19 protein-coding genes are annotated in these 21,618 nt (G+C 59.2%); 8 read left to right on the top strand and 11 right to left on the bottom strand.

Annotated features, from left to right (window positions below; translation table 11 throughout):
- Positions 1-76: 76 nt before the first annotated feature.
- Both VWZ81_RS11265 and serB read right to left on the bottom strand, forming a co-directional pair.
- A complete protein-coding gene (locus VWZ81_RS11265; protein ID WP_416538108.1) occupies positions 77-835 on the bottom strand; it encodes a TSUP family transporter in 759 nt (252 codons plus the stop codon).
- 4 nt (positions 836-839) lie between these two features.
- Complete coding sequence (gene serB / locus VWZ81_RS11260) at positions 840-1,715, bottom strand: phosphoserine phosphatase SerB (protein WP_340547198.1); 876 nt, start codon at positions 1,713-1,715, stop codon at positions 840-842.
- A gap of 288 nt (positions 1,716-2,003) precedes the next feature.
- Here serB and VWZ81_RS11255 point away from each other — a divergent pair, with 288 nt between their 5' ends.
- The 3 genes from VWZ81_RS11255 to VWZ81_RS11245 all read left to right on the top strand — a co-directional run bounded on the left by VWZ81_RS11255 (position 2,004) and on the right by VWZ81_RS11245 (position 5,719).
- A complete protein-coding gene (locus tag VWZ81_RS11255) occupies positions 2,004-3,185 on the top strand; it encodes a phosphoserine transaminase (protein WP_416534304.1) in 1,182 nt (393 codons plus the stop codon).
- Between the two features lie 113 nt (positions 3,186-3,298).
- Positions 3,299-4,894, top strand: coding sequence for a phosphoglycerate dehydrogenase (serA, locus tag VWZ81_RS11250; protein ID WP_416534305.1), 1,596 nt, complete (start codon positions 3,299-3,301; stop codon positions 4,892-4,894).
- Between the two features lie 96 nt (positions 4,895-4,990).
- On the top strand, positions 4,991-5,719 hold the full coding sequence (locus tag VWZ81_RS11245; protein ID WP_416542732.1) for a metallophosphoesterase family protein: 729 nt from the start codon (positions 4,991-4,993) through the stop codon (positions 5,717-5,719).
- A gap of 75 nt (positions 5,720-5,794) precedes the next feature.
- On the opposite strand, the gene tdh is transcribed toward VWZ81_RS11245, so the two are convergent.
- From tdh to VWZ81_RS11230, 3 genes are all read right to left on the bottom strand, one after another.
- Positions 5,795-6,823, bottom strand: a complete 1,029-nt coding sequence (gene tdh, locus VWZ81_RS11240; protein ID WP_416542761.1) for an L-threonine 3-dehydrogenase — start codon at positions 6,821-6,823, stop codon at positions 5,795-5,797.
- 14 nt (positions 6,824-6,837) lie between these two features.
- Positions 6,838-8,025 (bottom strand): glycine C-acetyltransferase, encoded by a 1,188-nt coding sequence (locus VWZ81_RS11235; RefSeq protein ID WP_416537713.1) that lies wholly within the window; start codon positions 8,023-8,025, stop codon positions 6,838-6,840.
- 120 nt (positions 8,026-8,145) lie between these two features.
- Positions 8,146-8,712 (bottom strand): helix-turn-helix domain-containing protein, encoded by a 567-nt coding sequence (locus VWZ81_RS11230; RefSeq protein WP_416537714.1) that lies wholly within the window; start codon positions 8,710-8,712, stop codon positions 8,146-8,148.
- A 137-nt stretch (positions 8,713-8,849) separates the two neighbouring features.
- Here VWZ81_RS11230 and VWZ81_RS11225 point away from each other — a divergent pair, with 137 nt between their 5' ends.
- A complete protein-coding gene (locus tag VWZ81_RS11225; RefSeq protein WP_416539855.1) occupies positions 8,850-10,025 on the top strand; it encodes an acetyl-CoA C-acyltransferase family protein in 1,176 nt (391 codons plus the stop codon).
- Between the two features lie 70 nt (positions 10,026-10,095).
- Here the strand turns inward: VWZ81_RS11225 and VWZ81_RS11220 are convergent, their stop codons facing one another.
- The 6 genes from VWZ81_RS11220 to VWZ81_RS11195 form a co-directional block, all read right to left on the bottom strand.
- Positions 10,096-11,271, bottom strand: coding sequence for an ABC transporter permease (locus VWZ81_RS11220; protein WP_340547191.1), 1,176 nt, complete (start codon positions 11,269-11,271; stop codon positions 10,096-10,098).
- A gap of 5 nt (positions 11,272-11,276) precedes the next feature.
- Positions 11,277-12,548, bottom strand: a complete 1,272-nt coding sequence (locus tag VWZ81_RS11215; protein ID WP_340547190.1) for an ABC transporter permease — start codon at positions 12,546-12,548, stop codon at positions 11,277-11,279.
- A 100-nt stretch (positions 12,549-12,648) separates the two neighbouring features.
- A complete protein-coding gene (locus tag VWZ81_RS11210; RefSeq protein ID WP_340547189.1) occupies positions 12,649-13,755 on the bottom strand; it encodes an extracellular solute-binding protein in 1,107 nt (368 codons plus the stop codon).
- 85 nt (positions 13,756-13,840) lie between these two features.
- Positions 13,841-14,941 carry an ABC transporter ATP-binding protein gene (locus VWZ81_RS11205; RefSeq protein ID WP_340547188.1) on the bottom strand — a complete coding sequence of 367 codons (1,101 nt, stop codon included), beginning with the start codon at positions 14,939-14,941 and terminating at the stop codon, positions 13,841-13,843.
- Positions 14,942-15,307: 366 nt separating this feature from the next.
- On the bottom strand, positions 15,308-16,702 hold the full coding sequence (locus VWZ81_RS11200; protein WP_340547187.1) for an aspartate aminotransferase family protein: 1,395 nt from the start codon (positions 16,700-16,702) through the stop codon (positions 15,308-15,310).
- Positions 16,703-16,767: 65 nt separating this feature from the next.
- A complete protein-coding gene (locus tag VWZ81_RS11195; protein WP_416537716.1) occupies positions 16,768-17,454 on the bottom strand; it encodes a GntR family transcriptional regulator in 687 nt (228 codons plus the stop codon).
- 141 nt (positions 17,455-17,595) lie between these two features.
- Here VWZ81_RS11195 and VWZ81_RS11190 point away from each other — a divergent pair, with 141 nt between their 5' ends.
- From VWZ81_RS11190 to VWZ81_RS11175, 4 genes are all read left to right on the top strand, one after another.
- Positions 17,596-18,681: a polyamine ABC transporter substrate-binding protein gene (locus tag VWZ81_RS11190; protein WP_340547185.1), complete on the top strand. Its 1,086-nt coding sequence runs from the start codon at positions 17,596-17,598 to the stop codon at positions 18,679-18,681.
- Positions 18,682-18,795: 114 nt separating this feature from the next.
- Complete coding sequence (locus VWZ81_RS11185; RefSeq protein WP_340547184.1) at positions 18,796-19,923, top strand: ABC transporter ATP-binding protein; 1,128 nt, start codon at positions 18,796-18,798, stop codon at positions 19,921-19,923.
- A complete protein-coding gene (locus tag VWZ81_RS11180; RefSeq protein WP_416539857.1) occupies positions 19,923-20,804 on the top strand; it encodes an ABC transporter permease subunit in 882 nt (293 codons plus the stop codon). Before VWZ81_RS11185 ends, VWZ81_RS11180 begins: the two co-directional genes overlap by 1 nt.
- Entirely contained in the window at positions 20,801-21,616 is an 816-nt protein-coding gene (locus VWZ81_RS11175) for an ABC transporter permease (RefSeq protein ID WP_416537719.1), read from the top strand. Before VWZ81_RS11180 ends, VWZ81_RS11175 begins: the two co-directional genes overlap by 4 nt.
- Positions 21,617-21,618: the final 2 nt, after the last annotated feature.

Below are 21,618 nucleotides of genomic sequence, written 5' to 3'. Positions count from 1 at the left end.
ATTAATGGATAGGTTAAATTTTATCTCAGCAGTTTCGTGGTCCCGTCTTACCTCGTTGACGCCGACGTTCAGAAGATCACAGCATGTCCCACAGCAGCCGCAGCGCCAGAACAACTGAGGTCAGAACCAGCAATGGCTTGATCATGCGAGCGCCCTGCTTCTGCGCCAACCCGGCACCGACCCGGGCACCGGCGATCTGCGCGATACCCATCGCCAAGCCAACGCCCCACCATGGCGTCGCAACAAAAGCAAAGGCCAGCAGTGCTCCGGCATTGGACGCGAAATTCAATAGTTTCGTATGTGCCGTCGCACGCAGGATGCCAAGCCCGGCCAGAGACACAAAACCAAGCATGTAGAAGCTGCCAGCACCCGGCCCCAGCAACCCGTCGTAGAAACCGCAGAGCGGCACGATGGTGGCAGCAAATATCGCTGGTGACAGGCGCCGCGCCCGATCGCTGTCATCAAGCCCCTTCTTGGTGGCAAAGAACACGGCAATTCCGATCAGCAACAGCGGTAGGATCCATCGGATCCACGTCGTCGGCAGCACCGAAATCAACAGCGCGCCGCAGATTGACGCAATACCTGCAATCAGCGCAGATCCAGCCTGCCCGCGCAAATCGACGTGACCGCCGCGCGCATAGCTGAGGGCAGCGGTGGCCGCCCCGAACAATCCCTGAATCTTGTTGGTGGCAAGGGCGGTGATTGGGTTGGCCCCAGCCAAGAGCAAAACTGGCACCGTGATCAACCCGCCGCCACCGGCAATGGCATCAATGAACCCAGCCGCGAACCCTGCTGCCAGCAACAGCAGCAGGACTTCAAACCCTACCTCGAACATAATGTCAGCCTTTGAAATCGCTCAGGGCATAGCCCTGAATATAAAGAAGCGCCGTCAGGTCACCGTGGTTGATACGAATGTCGCATTCTGCGGCAACCGATGGTTTGGCATGGAGTGCTACACCCGCCCCGGCACGCCCCAACATGCCAAGATCATTCGCACCATCGCCAACCGCCATGACATCCGCCTCGGTCAATCCCAGACGCGCAGTGATCTGCTCTAGCGCGTCGACCTTGGCGGCCCGCCCTAGGATCGGCATACCGACCTCACCGCTGAGGACGCCATCCGCCACAAGCAGCGTGTTTGCCCGGTTCTCATCAAACCCCAACCGATCCGAAACGCATTCGGTAAAGGCGGTAAAACCACCAGACACCAGGGCGGCATAGGCTCCATCGGCTTTCATCGTTGCCAGCAGCGTGGGGCCGCCCGGCATCAGCGTGATACGGCGATCCAGAACCTGATCAATCACCGCGACGGGCAAACCTTTCAGCAGCGCGACACGCTCCCGCAGGGCACCGTCGAAATCCAGCTCACCGTTCATGGCCCGCGCCGTGATCTCCTTCACCTGCGCACCCACGCCGGCCTCTTCGGCCAGTTCGTCAATGCACTCCTGCTGGATCATGGTGGAGTCCATATCCGCCAGCAGCATCTTCTTCCGGCGCCCCGCTGTCGGCTGGATCACCAGATCCACGCCGAGATCCTGCAGATCCGCCCAAACGTCCCAGTGATTATCCGGCCGCACCTGCAGAGAGAATTCAGCCGCAATATCCGGTGCCAGCCACTGCACATCACCTCCCCCCCAGGCATTGCGCAGCGATTCGGTTAGCGCGGGTGCAAGGCAGGGGGTTTGCGGATTGCAAAGCAGGGTGGCGACAAACATGGCAAGCTCCATCGGGCAAGGATGCGCCCGTCATACGCCCGCAAGCCATCCATCGCCAAGCCCCCGATTCCACCCTGCCCTCACAACTGTGCCGCAGGTGTCTCACATTGCCATCGCCCGCCGCCCAGCGTGCCATCTGTTTCCGAAAGGCGTCAGAATGCGTCGCTATTGATTCCGATATAGCCGCTATTTGTCATTTTCCCTGTTGCCCAGCCGGATTTCAGCCAGTAGCCCTATCAGCGGGACACCTCTCCCCAACGAGAGGCGCTTATCTGGAAGGATAGCATTATGGCTATTGAAGAACCGGCGTTGCACGCAACCGTGCACGAACCTACCGCGCGACCTGCCAATCCGCGTTTCTCCTCCGGCCCCTGTGCCAAACCCCCCGCATTTGATCTGACCAAGCTTGCTGGCGCTCCTCTGGGACGCAGCCACCGTGCCGCTGTCGGCAAGGACAAGCTGCTGGCCGCGATCGAAGGCACGCGCGAAATTCTCGGCGTACCGGCGGACTATAAGATCGGGATCGTTCCTGCCTCTGACACCGGTGCGGTCGAGATGGCAATGTGGAACCTGCTGGGTGCCCGCGGAACCGAAATGCTGGCCTGGGAGAGCTTTGGCGCAGGATGGGTGACCGATGTGGTGAAACAGCTGAAGCTCGACGCCACCGTCAAGACCGCTGACTATGGTGAGCTGGTTGATCTGGCCACAGTCGATTTCACCAAGGACGTCGTTTTCACCTGGAATGGCACCACCTCCGGTGTGCGCGTCCCAAACGGCGACTGGATCCCCGCTGATCGCGAGGGCCTCACAATCTGTGACGCCACCTCCGCCGCCTTCGCGCAGGATCTGCCTTGGGACAAACTGGATGTGACAACCTTCTCCTGGCAGAAGGTGCTGGGCGGCGAAGCGGCGCACGGCATGATCATCCTCAGCCCCCGCGCGGTTGAACGACTGGAAAGCTACACTCCCGCCTGGCCTCTGCCGAAGATTTTCCGCCTGACCAAGGGCGGCAAGCTGATTGACGGTATTTTCAAAGGCGCGACCATCAATACTCCCTCGATGCTCGCCGTTGAGGATTATCTTCTCGCGCTGGACTGGGCGCGGTCCGTCGGCGGCCTTGACGGGCTAAAGGCCCGCGCCAACGCCAATGCACAGGCAATCTTCAATTTCTGCGCCGCCAAGCCATGGCTTGCGAATCTGGCAGCCGACCCTGCCACCCGCTCCAATACATCGGTTTGCCTGAAGTTCACCGATGCGCGCATTGCAGATGGTGCTGCCTTCGCCAAGGCTGTTGCCAAACGTCTCGAAGCCGAAGATGTCGCCTTGGACATAGGCGCCTATCGGGATGCCCCTGCTGGTCTGCGCATCTGGTGCGGCGGCACCGTCGAAACCTCTGATATCGAGGCCATGCTGCCCTGGCTTGAATGGGCGTTTGAGGCTGAAATCGCAGCTCAATCCGCCGCAGCCTGACCCCCAAGCGCCTGCCCTGCACCAGCTGGGCAGGCATCAGACGACTTGCCGCCGACACAGGCGTTTCACCCAGACATTCGGCCCGACCGGCCCCCGCATGAAGGACCCCACACATGGCTCCCAAAGTTCTCATCTCCGACAAACTCTCAGAAGCTGCTGTTCAGATCTTTCGTGATCGCGGCATCGATGTTGATTTTCAGCCGGACCTTGGCAAAGACAAGGACAAGCTGGCCGCGATCATCGGCGATTACGACGGTCTCGCGATCCGCTCCGCGACGAAAGTTACCCAGAAAATCCTCGACAATGCCACCAATCTCAAGGTGATCGCACGCGCTGGCATCGGGACGGACAATATTGACAAGGATGCCGCCTCTCAGAAGGGCGTGATCGTGATGAACACGCCCTTTGGCAACATGATCACCACCGCGGAGCACGCCATCGCCATGATGTTCGCCGTCGCCCGACAGATCCCCGAGGCCTCGGCCTCCACCCATGCCGGCAAATGGGAAAAATCCAAATTCATGGGCGTTGAGCTGACCAACAAAACGCTCGGCGTGATCGGGGCCGGCAACATTGGCGGTATCGTCTGCGACCGCGCCCGCGGCCTGAAGATGAAAGTGGTCGCCTATGATCCGTTTCTCAGCCAGGAGAAAGCTGACAAGATGGGTGTTGAGAAGGTTGACCTGGACGAGCTGCTCGCCCGCGCCGATTTCATCACCCTGCACGTGCCGCTGACCGACCAGACCCGGAATATCCTGTCCAAGGAGAACCTGGCCAAAACCAAGAAAGGCGTGCGTATCATCAACTGCGCCCGTGGCGGTTTGGTGGATGAAGCGGCGCTGGCGGAGCTGCTGACCTCAGGCCATGTCGCCGGTGCTGCTTTTGATGTCTTCTCCGAAGAACCGGCCATGACCAACCCGTTGTTTGGCCTGCCAAATGTGGTCTGCACCCCCCATCTCGGTGCAGCCACCAGCGAAGCCCAGGAAAACGTTGCCCTTCAGGTTGCCGAGCAGATGTCGAATTACCTGCTCGACGGCGCGGTTGAGAACGCATTGAACATGCCTTCGATGACCGCCAAGGAGGCGCGCGTGATGGGCCCATGGGTCGCGCTTTCCGGGCATCTCGGTGGCTTCATCGGTCAGATGACGGATGAACCCATTCAGGCCATCAACATCCTCTATGATGGCGTGGCCGCCGAGATGAACCTAGCGGCACTGAACTGCTCGGTGGTCGCGGGCATCATGAAGAAGCTCAATCCCGATGTGAACATGGTCTCCGCGCCCGTGGTGGCGCGCGAACGTGGCATTCAGATTTCCACCACCAATCAGGACAAATCCGGCGCCTTCGACGGCTATATCAAGGTCACAGTTGTGACCAGCAAGCGTGAGCGTTCGGTGGCCGGGACGGTGTTCTCGGATGGCAAACCTCGTTTCATCCAGATCAAGGGCATCAATATCGACGCAGAGGTGGGCGCGCACATGCTCTATACCACCAACGAGGATGTGCCGGGGATCATCGGTACCCTCGGTCGCATTCTGGGCGATATGGGCGTGAATATCGCCAACTTCACGCTTGGCCGTTCGCAGGCCGGCGGTGAGGCGATCGCACTGCTCTACGTTGATGAACCGGTACCGGCTGCGGCTCGCGCGGCCTTGGCGGAAACCGAGTTTTTCAATCAGATCAAGCCGCTGCAGTTTGATGTCAGCTGATCCCTAGCCTATCAGAGATTTCAATGAATGCGCCGCCGAGCTATGAAGGCGGCGCATTTCTCGTTTGGCACCATGAATATCCCGCAGGAGAGTCCCATGACCGCCCCAATATATGCAATCGGCGATATCCACGGCCAGCTTGGGATGCTGGAAGAGGCTCTGGGCCTGATCGAGGCAGATGGCGGGCGCGATGCGTCGGTGGTCTTCCTGGGCGACTTCATTGATCGCGGCCCCGACAGCCGGGGGGTGATCGATCACCTGATCACCGGGCAAAAGGACGGTCGCAACTGGATAACCCTATTGGGCAATCACGACCGCATGTTCGCCTGGTTCATGGAGGATACGCCGCGCCACGACCCGCATATGCTGGTGGGCTATCACTGGTTGCACGACCGTATCGGTGGTCTCGAAACGCTCGAAAGCTACGGAGTGACCTTCCCAGAGCGAACCCGTCTTGCCGACGTCCATGCCGAGGCGAGAGCCGCGGTCCCCGACAGCCATGTCGCCTTTCTGAAACGTTTGACGACCATGCATCAAACCAGCGATCTCGCTTTCGTCCACGCAGGAATCCGGCCTGGCGTTGCGCTGGAAAACCAGATCGAAAATGATCTGGTCTGGATACGCCAGTCCTTTCATCAGGAACGCGCCCCCCACCCCAAGCTTATCGTTCACGGTCACACTCCGGTGGAGCGCGCTACGCATTATGGCAATCGTGTGAACCTCGACAGCGGCGCCGGTTTCGGCAAACCGCTCAGCACAGCCGTTTTCGAATCCGGCCTGGTCTGGTTGCTCACCAGCAAAGGCCGACAGGCCCTCACCCCATAAGCCCATCTTCTGGCTTCAAATATCCTGGGGGTGAGCGCCAGGGGCGCGAGGGGGCAAAGCCCCCTCTTCCCGACATCACGTCCAGTCCAGCACCACCTTGCCGCTGGAGCCGGATTTCATCGCCGCAAAGCCTTCGGCGAAATCATTGACGCTGAACCGGTGGGTGATGACCCGGCTCACATCCAGCCCGTTCTGTAGCATTGCGATCATCTTGTACCAGGTCTCGAACATCTCGCGCCCGTAGACGCCTTTGATGGTGATCGCCTTGAACACGATCCGTGACCAGTCGACCGGCGATTTGCCCGGCGGAATGCCCAGGAGTGCAATCTTGCCGCCCATTACCAGCGCCTCCACCATTTGGTCGAGTGCCGCCTGGCTGCCGGACATCTCCAGCCCAACGTCGAACCCCTGTTTCAGCCCCAGCTCCCGCACCACGTCCTGCAGGTCTTCCTGTGCCACGTTCACCGCACGCACCGCCGGCACCACATGTTCAGCCAGCGCAAGCCGGTCCGGGTTGATATCGGTGATCACCACATGCCGCGCGCCGGCATGTTTCGCCACCGCCGCCGCCATGATGCCGATGGGGCCCGCGCCGGTGATCAGCACATCCTCCCCCAAGAGGTCAAAGCTCAGCGCGGTATGCACCGCATTCCCAAGCGGGTCGAGGATGGCGCCGATCTCATCCGGGATGTCCTCCGGCAGCGGCACCACGTTAAAGGCCGGCAGTTTCAGATACTGCGCAAAGGCCCCCTGCTCGTTCACCCCGATGCCGCGGGTGCCCGGGTCCAGGTGGAACTTGCCGGCCCGGCTCTGGCGCGAGTCGGTCTTGATCAGATGCCCCTCGCCGGAGCAGCGCTGCCCCACCGTCAGATCGGTGACATTGCGGCCGATCTCGACAATCTCGCCCGCGAACTCATGGCCGGTGATCATTGGCACCGGCACGGTGTGCGCGGCCCATTCGTCCCAGTTCCAGATGTGGATGTCGGTGCCGCAGATGCCGGTCTTCTTCACCTTGATCAGCACCTCGTCGGGGCCGATCTCCGGCACCGGCGCCTGCACCATCCACAGGCCCTCCTGCGGATGGCTCTTTTCCAGCGCCTTCATCGTGTTCGGACGGCTCATGACAGGATCCCCAATTCCTTGCCCACCTTGCCAAAGGCGGCCAATGCACGGTCCAGCTCATCCCGTGTCAGCGCCGCATTCATCTGAGTGCGGATCCGCGCCTGGCCGCGCGGCACCACAGGGAAGAAGAAGCCGGAGACATAGACGCCCTCGTCGAACAGACGCGCCGCCATGTCCTGCGCCAGCTGCGCCTCGCCCAGCATCACCGGGATGATCGGATGCTCACCCGGCAGCAGATCAAAGCCCAGTTTCTCCAGCCCCGCGCGCCAGTATTTCGCATTCTCGAACAGCTGCGCCCGCAGCCCGTCACCTTCCTCCACCAGCCGGATCGCTTCCAGCCCGGCAGCAACAATTGATGGCGGCAGCGAATTGGAGAACAGATAGGGCCGCGCCCGCTGCCGCAGCAGGTCGATCACTGGCTGCGGCCCAGCGATGTAACCGCCGATGGCCCCCCCAAGTGCTTTGCCCAATGTCCCGGTGACGATATCCACGTCCACTCCGAAATGCTCCGGCGTGCCGGCGCCTGTTGCGCCCATGAAGCCGGTCGCATGGCAGTCATCGACCATCACGATGGCATCGTATTTGTCCGCCAGCGCCCGGATCTCCGGCAGCTTCGCCAGATAACCGTCCATTGAGAACACGCCGTCGGTGGCGATCATGATATGCCGCGCGCCGTCCTCCCGGGCCTGTTTCAGCCAGGCCTCCAGATCGTTCATATCGCTGTTCAGGTAGCGGTAGCGCTTGGCCTTGCACAGCCGGATACCGTCGATGATCGAGGCATGGTTCAGGCTGTCGGAAATGATCGCATCCTCCGGCCCCAAGAGCGGCTCGAACAGCCCGCCATTGGCGTCGAAACAGGCAGCAAACAGGATTGCATCATCTTTCCCGAGGAACTTCGCCAGCCGCTGCTCCAGCTCCCGGTGAATGTCCTGAGTGCCGCAGATGAAGCGGACAGAAGCCATCCCGAACCCTTTGTCATCCATTACGCCGCGCGCAGCAGCGATGAGGTCGGGGTGATCTGCAAGGCCAAGGTAATTGTTGGCACACAGGTTGATGACCGCCGCATCCCCAACCCTGATCTCGCCCCCCTGAGGGGAGGTGATCATTCGTTCCCGCTTGTAAAGACCATCAGCTTTGATCTCTTCCAGGGTCTTGGAGATGTCGGTCAGAAAATCAGTAGACATGCGGAAACTCCTTCTCGTTCGAGTCGGAGTTCTAGCATAGCGGAAAAATTTCCGGAATAGGGGATTTCAAGATAGTGGACAAAAATCCGTCAAAATGGAAGGCACGCCTATTCTGGCCAATCACGCATTCTTCACGATCAGAAACAGACGTGCCGGACCGTCCTGTGCAGCGATGGAATGCGTCACATCTGCAGCATAGCGGGCGGTATCCCCTGCGTGCAGCCGTTCGGTCGCACTGCCCGAACAGAGCGCAACAGTCCCGGCGAGAACCGTCAGGTGTTCGACCGTTCCGCGCCCATGAGGCTGGCTGTTCAATGCGCCCCCTTCTTTGAGCCGGATATCGTAGACCTCGTGGCCGCCGGCGTCTTCAGGTGGAGAAAGAATGCGGATCAGACAGCCCTCCCCCATGTTTTCAATTGAGGGGACATCGCCATCGCGCAGGACTTCGATCCGGTCCTGTGCCTCTTGACTGTCCAGCAGCCCCGCAAAATCCACCTGTAACGCACGCGTCAGGTTCCACAGGGTCGCAATCGTTGGTGAGCTCTCGCCGCGTTCAATCTGGCTCACCATGGAGCGGCTGACACCGGAGAGATTGGCCACAGCCTCCAGGCTGAGGCCCTGGGCACGACGCGCCTCTTTCAGGCGGGCGGGCAGAAGCGTCAGGATATCGTCTACATTTTCCGTCATGGCGGAATCTCTGCGCCTTTGAAATCCATTTGTCAAACAGGAGCGGCATCATGGCTAAACTGTTATGACGGCACGTTTCGCAGGACAGGCCATGCTGCATCTGCATAATCAGCGCGAAACTCATGAGGAGAGAGACCATGACCGATATCGTGATCCTGGATGGCGCCCGTACCGCCATCGGCACCTTTGGTGGATCGCTGGCGGGCACCACCCCAATTGATCTGGCAACCGTGGCATCCAAAGCCGCTATGGAACGTTCCGGCGTTGAGCCGGGGCAGATCGGCAATGTGGTCTTTGGCCATGTGATCAATACCGAACCGCGCGACATGTACCTGAGTCGTGTCGCTGCGATGCAGGCCGGCATTCCGAACGGTACGCCTGCGATGAACGTGAACCGCCTCTGCGGCTCAGGTGCACAGGCGATTGTCTCCGGCATCCAGTCGCTGATGCTGGGCGACGCGGAATTTGCCCTCACCGGTGGCGCCGAAAACATGTCGCGCAGCCCCTTCATCGTACCTAGCGCCCGCTGGGGGCAGAAAATGGGCGATGCCCGCGCGCTCGACATGATGCTGGGCGCCTTGAACTGCCCCTTTGGGACCGGTCACATGGGGGTGACCGCAGAAAACGTCGCGGATGAGCATGACATCACGCGCGCCCAGATGGATGAATTTGCGCTGACCAGCCAGACCCGCGCCGCTGCGGCAATCGAGGCCGGGCATTTTGCCAGCCAGATCACGCCGGTCGAGGTCAAGGTGAAGCGTGACATGGTGGCCTTTGAGGTGGATGAACACCCCAAGGCCAGCACAATGGAAACACTTGGCGGCCTGAAACCGGTGTTCAAGAAGGACGGCCGTGTCACTGCTGGCAACGCAAGCGGCATCAACGATGGTGCCGCCGCAATCGTCATGGCCACAGCTGAGGCTGCCCAGAAAGCTGGCCTGAAGCCCAAGGCCCGTATTCTGGGCTACGCCCATGCAGGTGTCCGCCCTGAAGTGATGGGAATCGGTCCGGTGCCTGCTGTGCAGAACCTGCTGAAGAAAACCGGGCTCTCCGCCAGCGACTTTGACGTGATCGAGTCGAACGAAGCCTTTGCCGCGCAGGCGCTGGCCGTGAACAAGGAATTGGGACTGGATCCGGCCAAGGTAAACCCGAATGGCGGCGCGATTGCGCTTGGCCATCCGGTGGGCGCAACTGGCGCGATCATCACGCTGAAGACACTTTACGAGCTGGAGCGGATCGGCGGCTCCAAGGGGCTCATCACCATGTGCATTGGTGGCGGCCAAGGTATCGCCCTCGCAATCGAACGCCTCTGATCCCCGCATCCGCTGAAACGCAAAAAGGCCCCGGTTCTCACCGGGGCCTTTTTGTTGGATGACGCGGATATTAGCTCGGGCTCATACCGCGCAGACGCTCCGACCGGCGACGCAGCATCTCGACCACCGTCAGCAGGCAGATCGACACCACGACCAGAATGGTCGCAACCGCCAGAATGGTCGGCGAAATCTGTTCGCGCAGGCCGGTGAACATCTGCCAGGGCAGGGTTTTCTGCCCGGCAGACCCGACAAAGAGCACAACGACAACTTCATCAAAGGAGGTGATGAAGGCAAACAAACCACCAGAAATCACGCCGGGCAGGATCAGCGGCATCTGCACGCGGAAGAAGGTGGTGACCGGACCGGCCCCCATATTTGCAGCCGCACGCGTCAGAGACCGGTCGAAACCAACCAGAGTGGCGGTCACGGTAATGATCACAAACGGAATGCCAAGGGCTGCATGCGCCAGGACCACACCGAAGTATGTCCCCTGCAGACCAATCCGGCTGTAGAAAAAATACATCCCGGCAGCCGAGATGATCAGCGGCACGATCATCGGCGAAATCAGGATCGCCATAATGGCCCGACGGAAGGGCACATGCGGCTGGCTGAGGCCAATGGCGGCCAGCGTACCGAAACCCACCGACAGAATGGTCGCCATCGGCGCGATCTTGATGGAGTTCCACATCGCCTGCTGCCAGTCGGCATTGGTGAAGAAGTCACGATAGTGCTTCAGCGAATAGCCTTCGGGATCGAATTGCAGCATCTCCGGCGTGAAGGTGAAGAAATCCTGAGCGTTGAACGACAGTGGCATCACCACAAGGATCGGCGTGATCAGAAAAACGAAGACCGCCCCGCAGATCACCCGAAACGTATAATGCCAAAGCACCTGGCCAGGTGTGAGATATGGCGCCAGATGCACACGGTAGCGTGACGTCGAGAGCCAGAAGATGAACCAGCCGACAAAGGCACCGAACAGTATACCAATGACGGCCGAGGGCAGCCCGCCCATCACAAAGCCTGCGATGGCAAAGGCTGCGATCAGGATCCATCGGATCAGCCGCTCCTGATCGCGAAGCCCCGCCAAGACAAAGCCCAGCCCGCCAACAAGAGCAGCGCCGATCAGTACCCCCAGAAGGCCAGAGCCCTGCGCAGTGCCGACAAACAGGCCGAAGAAGGCGCCGGCCGCCGCAGCGACCATCGCCACGAAACCAGGAGTTTGGTTTTCAACAGGTGTCAAAGCCATGTGTCTTATCCCAGTTTCACGTTGTCGATACCGACAATCTTGTCATAGGCCCAGTAGAGCGCGAGCACGACGACCAGCAGAATAGTGCCAAGCGCGGCCGCAAGGCCCCAGTTGAGCGACTGCGAGATGTGGAAGGCGATCCGGTTCGAGATGAAGACACCTTTGGTGCCGCCGACCAGCTCCGGCGTGATGTAGTAGCCAATCGCCAGAATGAAGACGAGGATCGAACCCGCACCGATACCCGGCACAGACTGCGGGAAGTAGACCCGCCAGAACGCCGTCCAGTTGGTGGCGCCGAGAGACTTGGCAGCGCGCAGATAGGACGGATTGATAGTCTGCATCACCGAATACATCGGCAGGATCATGAACGGCAACAGAATGTGGGTCATCGCCACGATCGTGCCGAACTGGTTATTGATCATCACAAGGCGCGCATCATCTGCGACCAGTCCCAGCCAGACCAGCGTGTCATTGATGACGCCCTGCTGCTGCAGCATGACCTTCCAGGCCGATGTTCGTACCAGAAGCGACGTCCAGAACGGCAGCAACACCAGGATCATCAGCAGGTTTGCGGATCTGGACGGCAAATTCGCCAGGATCCAGGCCACCGGATATCCAAGTATGATGCAGCTCACCGTAATCGCCAACGACATGATCAGTGTCCGCAGGAACAATGTCCCATAGATCCGCTCGTTCTCGGGTCGCAGCTCTGCCCCTTCTGCGCCTTTCTGGAAATCGGCCGCATTCAGAAAATAACCGTTGGTGTAGGCCCCAGAGTAAGTCTGGATAGTGCGCCAGACCTCCGGGTCGGTCCAGTCCTTGTCAATCTTGAAGAACTGCTCCTTGAACGGACCATCCTGAGCCAGATCCCAACGCTTGACCTTGCGCCCGGCCTTGCGGAACAGCGAAGAAATGCCGGGGTTTTCGTAGTTCAGGCGCGAGCCGACGCGCGTATGGGTCTTCTCTTCGGCGGCGACCTGAAGGTCGGCAGCCAATGCGGCAAACACGGCCTCATCCGGGGCCTGCCCGGAGTTTGCATCCCAATCCTGAAGCGCGACAACGGTCTTGGGCAGGGTGTCAGAGACGATCCTATTCTCAACCGAGCGGAACAGCATGTCGGCAATCGGGAGAATGAAGGTCAGAAGAACAAACAGCAGAAGCGGCGCGATCAGCATCAGGGCGCGAATTTTCTGCATCCGGAGAGCTCGGGCCAGGCTACGCTTCAGCGGCGTGCCATCGGCGGCCAAGACCGGTCCGGTGTGGGTGGTATCGCTCATGGGTAGGAGCCCCCGTCGGAATTTTTTGTTGGTGGAGAAAGGGCTGCGCGCCAGGCACACAGCCCCTTCCCGATAATGTCAGTATCTGTTCGCGGACAGATTACTTGGCGAGCCACGCCTGGAATTTAGCGTCCAGATCGTCGCGGTTGTCTGCCCACCATTCGTAGTCATAGACATGAACGTTGCCGGAGTTCGCCGGATCGGTCGGCATATGCGGTGCCATGTCGATACCCAGAATGGCGTGTTTGCCAACCAGCGGCGCAGAGGAAGCGCGCGCCGGACCGTAGGAGATGAACTTGGCCTGATCTGCCAGACGCTGAGTGTCGGTTGCGAACTTCAGGAAGTCCATCACGCGAGCCTTGCGGTCTTCGGGCAGATCAGCCGGAACGATCCAGCCATCCAGGTCGAAAGACTGCATATCCCAGAGCATTTCGATCGGCTGGTTCTGCTCAGCAATTGCCGAGAACAGACGACCGTTAAAGGTCGAGCCCATCACCACTTCGCCATCTGCCAGCAGCTGCGGCGTTTCCGCACCAGCAGTCCACCAGACGACCTGATCCTTGATTGTGTCGAGCTTGGCCAGGGCACGCTCCACACCTTCGTCGGTGCTCAGCACGTCGTAGATCTCATCCTTGGCAACGCCGTCGCAGTAGAGGGCCCACTCGACGTTGTCGATCGGACGCTTCTGAAGGGCGCGCTTGCCCGGATATTTCGCAGTGTCGAAGACATCGCAGATGGAGCTCGGCGGCGTGTCACCAACCTTGTCCATGCGGTACCCGAAGGTGGTCGAATACACGATCTGCGGCACGAAGCAGTCGCTGACGATCAGATCGCCGAAGTCTTCGGTTGCGGGTGTGCCATCGGGCGCCGCAGCCAAATCTTCGTCGTGGTTCAGCTCGGCGGCGAGACCTTCGTCACACATACGCATCGCATCAGAAGCAACAACGTCGACCAGATCCCAGGTGACATTGCCCGCTTCGGTCATGGCGCGCATTTTTGCGGTCGCCTCGGCCGAGCTTTCATCCCAGATCACTTTCAGATCGGGGTGCATTTCCTGATAAGGAACCACATAGGCCTTCAGCTGGCTTTCCTGATAGGCGCCGCCCCAGGACACGATGGTCATCTCGTTGGCCATATCAGCAGCCATCGCCATCGGCGCACACAGTGCCGTGGTGGCTGCCAGGGCAGTCAGTTTGGTGAGTTTCATAGACACTCTACTCCTTGTTGAAATCGTTATTTATCTGGATTGTCCGCCGGTCGTTCGCTGCCGGAGGTTCGGGCGCGCGCGGACGTCAGGCGTCCAGCGCGCGGCAATCTTCAGGCAACCAGCCGATTTCGATCTGCTGGCCGGGCTTCAACCGTACCTGATCGGGTGCGTTGCGGGTCTTGATGATGAACTCATCATTTCCGGCGACGCGCAGACGGGTGCGGAAGATGTCGCCCATGTAGATAAACTCAAGCACTTCAGCCTTGAGCGTATGGGCGCCTTCCTGCATCCGGTCCTTGTTGTACTCAACACGTTCGGGCCGGATCGACACGCGGGTCCGCTCACCGGGTTTGGAGACGTTGATCGGCTTGCAGTCAATCAATTCGCCATCGTCCAATTGTACCAGCGCGATGCCATTGTTGACCTCTTTGACCGTGCCTTCCAGCGTGTTGTTCTCACCAATGAACTGGGCAACGAAACTGTTGGACGGCTCTTCGTACAGTTCATCCGGCGGCGCCAGCTGCTGAATACGACCATCGTTGAACACTGCCACGCGATCCGACATGGTCAGCGCTTCGGTCTGGTCGTGGGTCACGTAAACAGTGGTGATGCCCAGCTGATGTGCAAGATGGGTGATCTCGAACTGCATCTTCTCGCGCAGCTGCTTGTCCAGCGCGCCCAGAGGTTCGTCCATCAGCACCAGTTCGGGTTCAAACACCAGCGCACGCGCCAAGGCAACACGCTGCTGCTGACCACCAGACAACTGGGCCGGACGGCGACCGCCAAAGGCGCCCATCTCGACCATGTCAAGCGCGCGCTTCACCTTCTGCTCACGCTCGGACTTGCCCATGTTGCGGACTTCCAGCGGGAAGCTCAGATTTTCGGCAATGGTCATGTGAGGGAAAAGCGCGTAGTTCTGGAACACCATTCCGATGCCGCGTTTATGAGGCGGAATATTGTTGATCGAGACGCCGCCAAGCCGAATATCACCATGGGTCGCTGTCTCAAAACCCGCCAACATCATCAAGCAGGTCGTTTTGCCCGAACCGGACGGGCCCAACATGGTCAGAAATTCGCCTTTCGGCATGGTGAGGTTCAGATCTTTGACAACGAGGTTCTCGCCGTCATAACTCTTCTGCACGCGTTCGAATTCAACGAACGCGCTCGTGTTTGACGCATCAGCCAAGTGAGGCTCCCTGGTTTGGTTCGGCAGATTAGCTCTGCACTTCTGTCGTGATGTAAGCACACACGAGTGTTGGTGTGCAACCGGATCGTCCGGATCATCTCTGTAGTTTACCTTAGGGCCGATAACGCCGGAAACGGTACGTATTGCGACGAACAAGGATCGAAAAGCGACAGGATTTAGATTGCCAATCAGATAAAAACTCTATGTGTACACGCCTTGATTGATCGCAAACGTCCGTTACCGGAAACACTCAAATAACCGAATTTGACCGAGCAGCTTTGACCGAGCCACAAAGATTCGCGGAAATAGCAAAGGCGCCGGCTCCCGACCGGAACCGACGCCTTGGTCAAACAGCTTCAGCCCGCGTCACGCGCTGTGCAGCAAGTCTCGCTCTTTCAGCGCTGCATAACATTCATCGAGCGACTGGCGCGCCCGCGCGATGAGCGTATCAATCTCTTCGGGTGTGATGATCAGCGGCGGCGAGATGATCATCCGATCACCAACGTGGCGCATCACCAGATTATTGGCAAAGCACCGCTCCCGGCAGATGTAGCCGACAGTTCCGGTTTCAGCGGCAAAGGCCGCGCGCGTCGCCTTGTTCGGGGTCAGTGCAATCGATCCCATCATGCCGACAATCTTGGCTTCGCCCACCAGCGGATGATCGACGAGCGCCTCCCATTGCTCCTTGAGATAAGGCGCCACAACATCACGCACATTGTCGATGATGTTCTCCTCCTCGAGAATGCGCAGGTTCTCCAGCGCCACCGCGGCGGCAACCGGATGGCCCGAATAGGTGTAGCCGTGATTAAATTCACCGGATCCAATCACCGCTGCAATCTCGTCGCTGACAATAGATCCGCCAATCGGCGCATAGCCGGACGATAGCCCCTTGGCGATGGTCATGATATCGGGGCGAATGCCCATGGTCTGGCTTCCGAACCAATTGCCGGTACGCCCGAAGCCGCAGATCACCTCATCAGCGATCAGCAGGATTTCATATTTGTCGCAGATCCGCTGGATCTCGGGCCAGTAGGTTGCAGGCGGAACAATGACACCGCCGGCGCCCTGAACCGGTTCGGCGATAAAGGCCGCGACCCGGTCTTCGCCCAACTCAAGAATCGCCTGTTCCAGCTCCTGAGCGCGCGCGAGACCAAACTCCTCTACCGCCATATCGCCGCCTTCGGCCCACCAGTTGGGCTGATTGATATGATGGATATCCGGGATCGGCAGGCCGCCCTGTTCGTGCATCGCAGTCATACCGCCCAGGCTGCCGCTGCCAACGGAGGAGCCATGATATCCGTTCTTGCGGCTGATGATCACTGATTTTGTCGGCTTGCCCTTCATCGCCCAATAATGGCGGACCATGCGAATATTGGTGTCATTGGCTTCTGAACCAGACCCGGCGAAGAACACATGGTTCAGCCCCTCGGGCGCCAGTTCGGCGATTTTCGCCGCCAGCGCGATCGCGGGCGTGTGTGTGGTCTGAAAGAATGTGTTGTAGTACGGCAGCTCGCGCATCTGGCGGGCGGCGACATCTGCCAACTCGTCCCGCCCATAGCCAATATTGACACACCACAGGCCGGCCATGGCATCCAGTATCTGGTTGCCCTCGCTGTCTGTCAGCGTGACGCCAGTGGCGCGCGTGATAATCCGCGCGCCTTTTTCCGCCAGCTCACCGTTTGCGGTGAAGGGGTGCATGTGATGGGCCGCATCCAGAGCCTGAAGCTCGGCCGTGGGCAGGTGATTTGTAATCGCAGTCATGGGGCAGACTCCTGAAGGAAGAGATTGCGCCCAGAATATGATCAAATTCTAGCGTGTCAATCGAATCAGCTCGACTGATTCAGCCCCTGACTTACCTGATCCATCCCCTGAGCGACGTCCCGCTCCATGGCCAGCGCCGCCAGATCTGCGTCCTGGCGATGCAGGGCCTCGAGGATATCCTTGTGCCGGTCGGGAAAGCTCTGCGTGCCGAGCCGTCCACAGACCACGCGCAACGATGGACCGAAGCGCAGCCAAAGCCGATCCGCCAGATCTGTCAGGATAGGCGCATCGGCATACGCATAAAGCCGCGTGTGGAACCGGTAGTTCTGCACCAGATAGCCAGTGACGTCTCCTGCCGAAATAGCCTGATCCAGAGCTGTGTCGATGGCCTCCAGCGCGGTGATATCATCCGCCGATACACGCGTGGTTGCCAACCGAGCAAGTTGACACTCTATTGTTTTTCTTGCATAAATCAGCTCGTTCAGGTCACTTTCACGTAACATCGGCACAGACACACGGCGATTTCCCTGAAACACGAGCGCGCCATCAGAGATCAGTCGGCGGATTGCTTCGCGTACCGGGGTCATCCCGGCCCCCAACGACTCGACCAGACCCTGGATGGTGACCGCCTGCCCCGGCGCCAGATCGCCAAACAGAATTTGCCCGCGCAAGGTCTGGTAGACGGTTTCATGGGCGGGCAGTTTGGCAGTGGGCTGACTGCCGGATGATGCGGCTGGTTGGCTCAGGTTCACCTTCTGAATTCCTCCTAAATTTTGGGCAGCTTGCACCAAGTTTCCCCAAGTGAAAACATAAACAGTATTGCCGAATGAGGCAAAACTTGATCAAATCCTTATCAGCCGGGCACGGAAACCGGCACGCACAGGGAGATACTCATGACACTCAAGACGATGACATTGACAGCCATCGTGGCGCTGAGCAGTGCGGCCGCCGTCGCCGAAGAAGTTCGCGTTTACAACTGGTCCGACTATATTGACGAAGCCTTGCTGGAGAAATTCGAAGCCGAGACCGGCATCGAACTTATCTACGACGTCTTCGACAGCAACGAGTTGCTGGAAACCAAGATGCTGGCCGGCGGCTCCGGTTACGATGTAGTCGTTCCGACCGGCTCGTTCCTGGCGCGTCAGATTCAGGCTGGCGCGTTCCAGAAACTGGATACCGACAAGCTGTCGAACGCAGGCAACATGTGGGACGTGATCAAGGAGCGTACAGCACGCTATGATCCGGACAACCTCTATTCCATCAACTACATGTGGGGCACGACTGGGATCGGTGCAAACACCGCAAAGGTCGAAGAGGCTCTGGGCGCGGATGCACCGATCGACTCGCTCGATCTGGTGTTCAACCCTGCCAACATGGAAAAGCTGGCCGAATGTGGCGTCTACATTCTGGATGCCCCGGACGAGATGATCCCGGCCGCCCTGCAATATATCGGTGAAGATCCCAATAGTATGGACCCCGATGTGGTTGCCAAGGCCGAACCCGTGCTGATGGCGATCCGCCCCTATGTGAAGAAATTTCACAGCTCAGAGTACATCAACGCACTGGCAAATGGTGACATCTGCGTGGCCTTTGGCTGGTCCGGCGATATCCTGCAGGCGCGCGATCGTGCCGACGAGGCCGAAAACGGTGTCGAAATCGTCTTCAACGCGCCCAAGGAAGGCGCACTGATGTGGTTCGACCAGATGGCGATCCCGGTGGACGCCCCTAACCCCGACGGGGCTCACAAGTTCCTGAACTTCATTATGGAAGCCGAGAACATGGCTGCGGCATCCAACTACGTCTATTATGCCAATGGCAACAAGGCGAGCCAGGAGTTCCTCGAAGAGGATGTGATCAACGACCCCGCGATCTATCCGAACGATGACACCCTGAAAAACCTCTACATCAAAGAAGCCTATCCGCCCAAATTGCAGCGTACGGCGACGCGTATGTGGACCAAGATCAAATCTGGGACCTGACCCGAGATTGATTGACGCGCGGGGCATCGGATATGCCCCGCGCTTTTTCCTGCGGGAACGTCGGCAGCTGTTCCATGCCCGTTCCGCCACTTGTGTCATACATTGGGGGCCAGCGTGACTATTCCTGTTTTTGAACCCTGGAACGATCCAGAGGCTAAGCCCCTGATCCAATTCCAAAATGTTACCAAGCGCTTTGGTGAGTTCACCGCGATCGACGATCTGACGCTTGGGATCTACGAGAAAGAGTTCTTTGCCTTGCTTGGCCCCTCGGGCTGCGGCAAGACCACGATGATGCGGATGCTGGCGGGGTTTGAAACGCCAACCGAAGGCAAAATTTTCCTGTCGGGTCAGGATATTGCACCGGTCCCGCCGAACAAGCGTCTGGTCAACATGATGTTCCAGTCCTATGCGCTATTCCCGCATCTGAGCGTCTGGGACAATATCGCCTTTGGACTGAAGCGCGAGAACAAGCCCAAACATGATATCGCCGAGCGGGTACAGGAAATGCTGCGCCTGACCCGGCTGGAGAAATTCGCGCGGCGCAAGCCGCACCAGATCTCCGGCGGTCAACGGCAGCGGGTGGCCTTGGCAAGATCGCTGGCCAAAGCACCCAAACTTCTGTTGCTGGATGAACCTCTCGGCGCGCTCGACAAGAAGCTGCGCCAGGACACCCAGTTCGAACTGATGGACATTCAGGAAAAGACTGGCACCACCTTTGTTATTGTCACCCACGATCAGGAAGAGGCGATGACGGTCGCCTCCCGCGTGGCGGTGATGGACAATGGCCAGATCGTCCAGGTTGCCACTCCTGATCGTATCTACGAAACGCCAAATTCGCTTTACGTGGCTGATTTCATTGGCGATGTGAACATCATCGACGGCACCGCTTCGCCCACGGGCCCCGATGAATATGCGGTCAGCTGGAAAGATGGCGCCGCCCCGCTGACGGTGAAAAGCCAGGCGACATTCTCTGATGGCCAAGCCTGCCATCTGGCGATCCGCCCGGAGAAGGTCACGATCAGTGCGGATCGTCCCGCCGAGGCCGACAATAGCGTGCAGGGCCGTATTCTCGATATAGCATATCTCGGCAATATCTCGACCTACCATGTCGAACTGCCATCTGGTGCGGTGATCAAAGCTCAGACCGCAAATACCCGCCGTATCGCCCGGCGCGCCTTTACCTGGGAAGACCCGGTCTGGCTGTCCTGGACAGCCACTGCCGGTGTCCTACTGGCAAACTGATGCGCCGCTTTATCCTGATTGCCATCCCTTACGCCTGGCTTCTGGCGCTGTTCCTTGTGCCCTTTGCCATCGTGTTCAAGATCGCCCTGTCGGACGCCGCCGTCGCGCGCCCGCCTTATATGCCGCAGTTCGACTGGGTCACTGGTATCGGCGCCTTTATTGCGGATCTGGATTTTGAGAATTTCGTCTGGCTGACAGAAGACGACCTCTATTGGAAAGCCTATCTCAGCTCGCTTCGGATCGCTGTAATCTCAACTGTGCTGACCCTGCTGGTCGGCTACCCCATGGCCTATGGCATGGCCCGCGCCCCGTCTGAATGGCGTCCCACGCTGATGATGTTGGTGATCCTGCCCTTCTGGACCAGCTTCCTGATCCGCGTTTATGCTTGGATGGGCATCCTGTCGAATGAGGGGCTGTTGAACCAGTTTCTGATCTGGCTTGGGATCATCGACACGCCGCTCACCATTTTGAATACCAATACCGCGGTCTATATCGGCATCGTCTACACCTACCTGCCGTTCATGATTTTGCCGATATACTCGGCACTGGAGCGGCTGGACGGATCGCTCATCGAGGCTGCCGAGGATCTGGGCTGCTCACGTACGCAGGCCTTCTGGTTGGTCACCATCCCGCTGTCGCGCGCCGGCATCATTGCGGGCTGCTTCCTCGTCTTTATTCCGACGCTGGGCGAATTCGTGATCCCGTCACTGCTGGGGGGGTCGGACACGCTGATGATCGGCAAAGTTCTGTGGGAAGAGTTCTTCTCCAACCGTGACTGGCCAGTGGCCTCTGCGGTGGCAGTTGTGCTGCTATTGATCCTGATCGTGCCGATCGTGCTGTTCCAGCGCAACCAGCAGAAACAACAGGAGGCGGAACAATGACCCGACTGAGCTGGTTCAACACCGTTTCGCTGACGCTGGGATTTGCGTTTCTGTATATCCCGATGGTCATCCTGATCGCCTATAGCTTCAACGAAAGCAAGCTGGTTACCGTCTGGGCCGGGTTCTCCGTCAAATGGTATGGTGAACTGCTGCACAACGAGGCATTCCTCAGTGCGGCATTGGTCACGCTGAAGGTAGCCGTTATCTCCTCCAGCATCGCGACGGTCCTTGGCACCATGGCCGCCTACGTGCTGGTGCGCGGCGGGCGGTTCCTGGGGCGTACGCTGTTTTCCGGCATGATCTACGCGCCATTGGTGATGCCAGAGGTAATCACAGGCCTTTCGCTGCTGCTCCTGTTCATCGGGATCGGGCTGGATCGCGGGATTATGACCATCGTGCTCGCGCATACGACCTTTGCCATGTGCTATGTCTCGGTCGTGGTCTCTTCGCGGTTGGTAACCTTTGATCGATCGCTGGAGGAAGCCGCGCTGGATCTGGGCTGTTCGCAGGCAGAGGCGTTCCGCCTAGTGACGCTACCGATCATCGCGCCCGCAGTGATTTCAGGCTGGCTTCTGGCCTTTACCCTGTCGCTGGACGACCTGGTGATTGCCTCCTTCACCGCAGGCCCTGCGGCGACAACCTTGCCCATCAAGATCTTCTCTGCGGTGCGGCTCGGTGTCAGCCCGGAGATCAACGCGCTCTCGACGATCATGATCGGCATTGTCACCGTCGGCGTTGTCACAGCCTCGCTGGTCACCAAACATCAGTTGGTCCGCCAGCGTCGTGACGAGCAGAACGCCGAACGCAGCTAAGC

The sequence above is a fragment of the Phaeobacter sp. JH20_34 genome, from assembly GCF_048056095.1.
Lineage (GTDB): Bacteria > Pseudomonadota > Alphaproteobacteria > Rhodobacterales > Rhodobacteraceae > Phaeobacter > Phaeobacter bryozoorum.
The sequence above is the reverse complement of the archived record's forward strand: the minus strand, read 5'-3'. Positions and strand labels throughout refer to the sequence as shown.

What these genes read in the sequence shown, in the direction of transcription:
- serB (WP_340547198.1), bottom strand. Translation starts at nt 1,715, where the DNA reads ATGTTTGTCGCCACCCTGCTTTGCAATCCGCAAACCCCCTGCCTTGCA.
- VWZ81_RS11190 (WP_340547185.1), top strand. Translation starts at nt 17,596, where the DNA reads ATGACACTCAAGACGATGACATTGACAGCCATCGTGGCGCTGAGCAGT.
- VWZ81_RS11220 (WP_340547191.1), bottom strand. Translation starts at nt 11,271, where the DNA reads ATGGCTTTGACACCTGTTGAAAACCAAACTCCTGGTTTCGTGGCGATG.
- VWZ81_RS11265 (WP_416538108.1), bottom strand. Translation starts at nt 835, where the DNA reads ATGTTCGAGGTAGGGTTTGAAGTCCTGCTGCTGTTGCTGGCAGCAGGG.
- VWZ81_RS11215 (WP_340547190.1), bottom strand. Translation starts at nt 12,548, where the DNA reads ATGAGCGATACCACCCACACCGGACCGGTCTTGGCCGCCGATGGCACG.
- VWZ81_RS11175 (WP_416537719.1), top strand. Translation starts at nt 20,801, where the DNA reads ATGACCCGACTGAGCTGGTTCAACACCGTTTCGCTGACGCTGGGATTT.
- VWZ81_RS11245 (WP_416542732.1), top strand. Translation starts at nt 4,991, where the DNA reads ATGACCGCCCCAATATATGCAATCGGCGATATCCACGGCCAGCTTGGG.
- VWZ81_RS11180 (WP_416539857.1), top strand. Translation starts at nt 19,923, where the DNA reads ATGCGCCGCTTTATCCTGATTGCCATCCCTTACGCCTGGCTTCTGGCG.
- serA (WP_416534305.1), top strand. Translation starts at nt 3,299, where the DNA reads ATGGCTCCCAAAGTTCTCATCTCCGACAAACTCTCAGAAGCTGCTGTT.
- VWZ81_RS11235 (WP_416537713.1), bottom strand. Translation starts at nt 8,025, where the DNA reads ATGTCTACTGATTTTCTGACCGACATCTCCAAGACCCTGGAAGAGATC.
- VWZ81_RS11230 (WP_416537714.1), bottom strand. Translation starts at nt 8,712, where the DNA reads ATGACGGAAAATGTAGACGATATCCTGACGCTTCTGCCCGCCCGCCTG.
- VWZ81_RS11225 (WP_416539855.1), top strand. Translation starts at nt 8,850, where the DNA reads ATGACCGATATCGTGATCCTGGATGGCGCCCGTACCGCCATCGGCACC.
- VWZ81_RS11210 (WP_340547189.1), bottom strand. Translation starts at nt 13,755, where the DNA reads ATGAAACTCACCAAACTGACTGCCCTGGCAGCCACCACGGCACTGTGT.
- tdh (WP_416542761.1), bottom strand. Translation starts at nt 6,823, where the DNA reads ATGAAGGCGCTGGAAAAGAGCCATCCGCAGGAGGGCCTGTGGATGGTG.
- VWZ81_RS11255 (WP_416534304.1), top strand. Translation starts at nt 2,004, where the DNA reads ATGGCTATTGAAGAACCGGCGTTGCACGCAACCGTGCACGAACCTACC.
- VWZ81_RS11200 (WP_340547187.1), bottom strand. Translation starts at nt 16,702, where the DNA reads ATGACTGCGATTACAAATCACCTGCCCACGGCCGAGCTTCAGGCTCTG.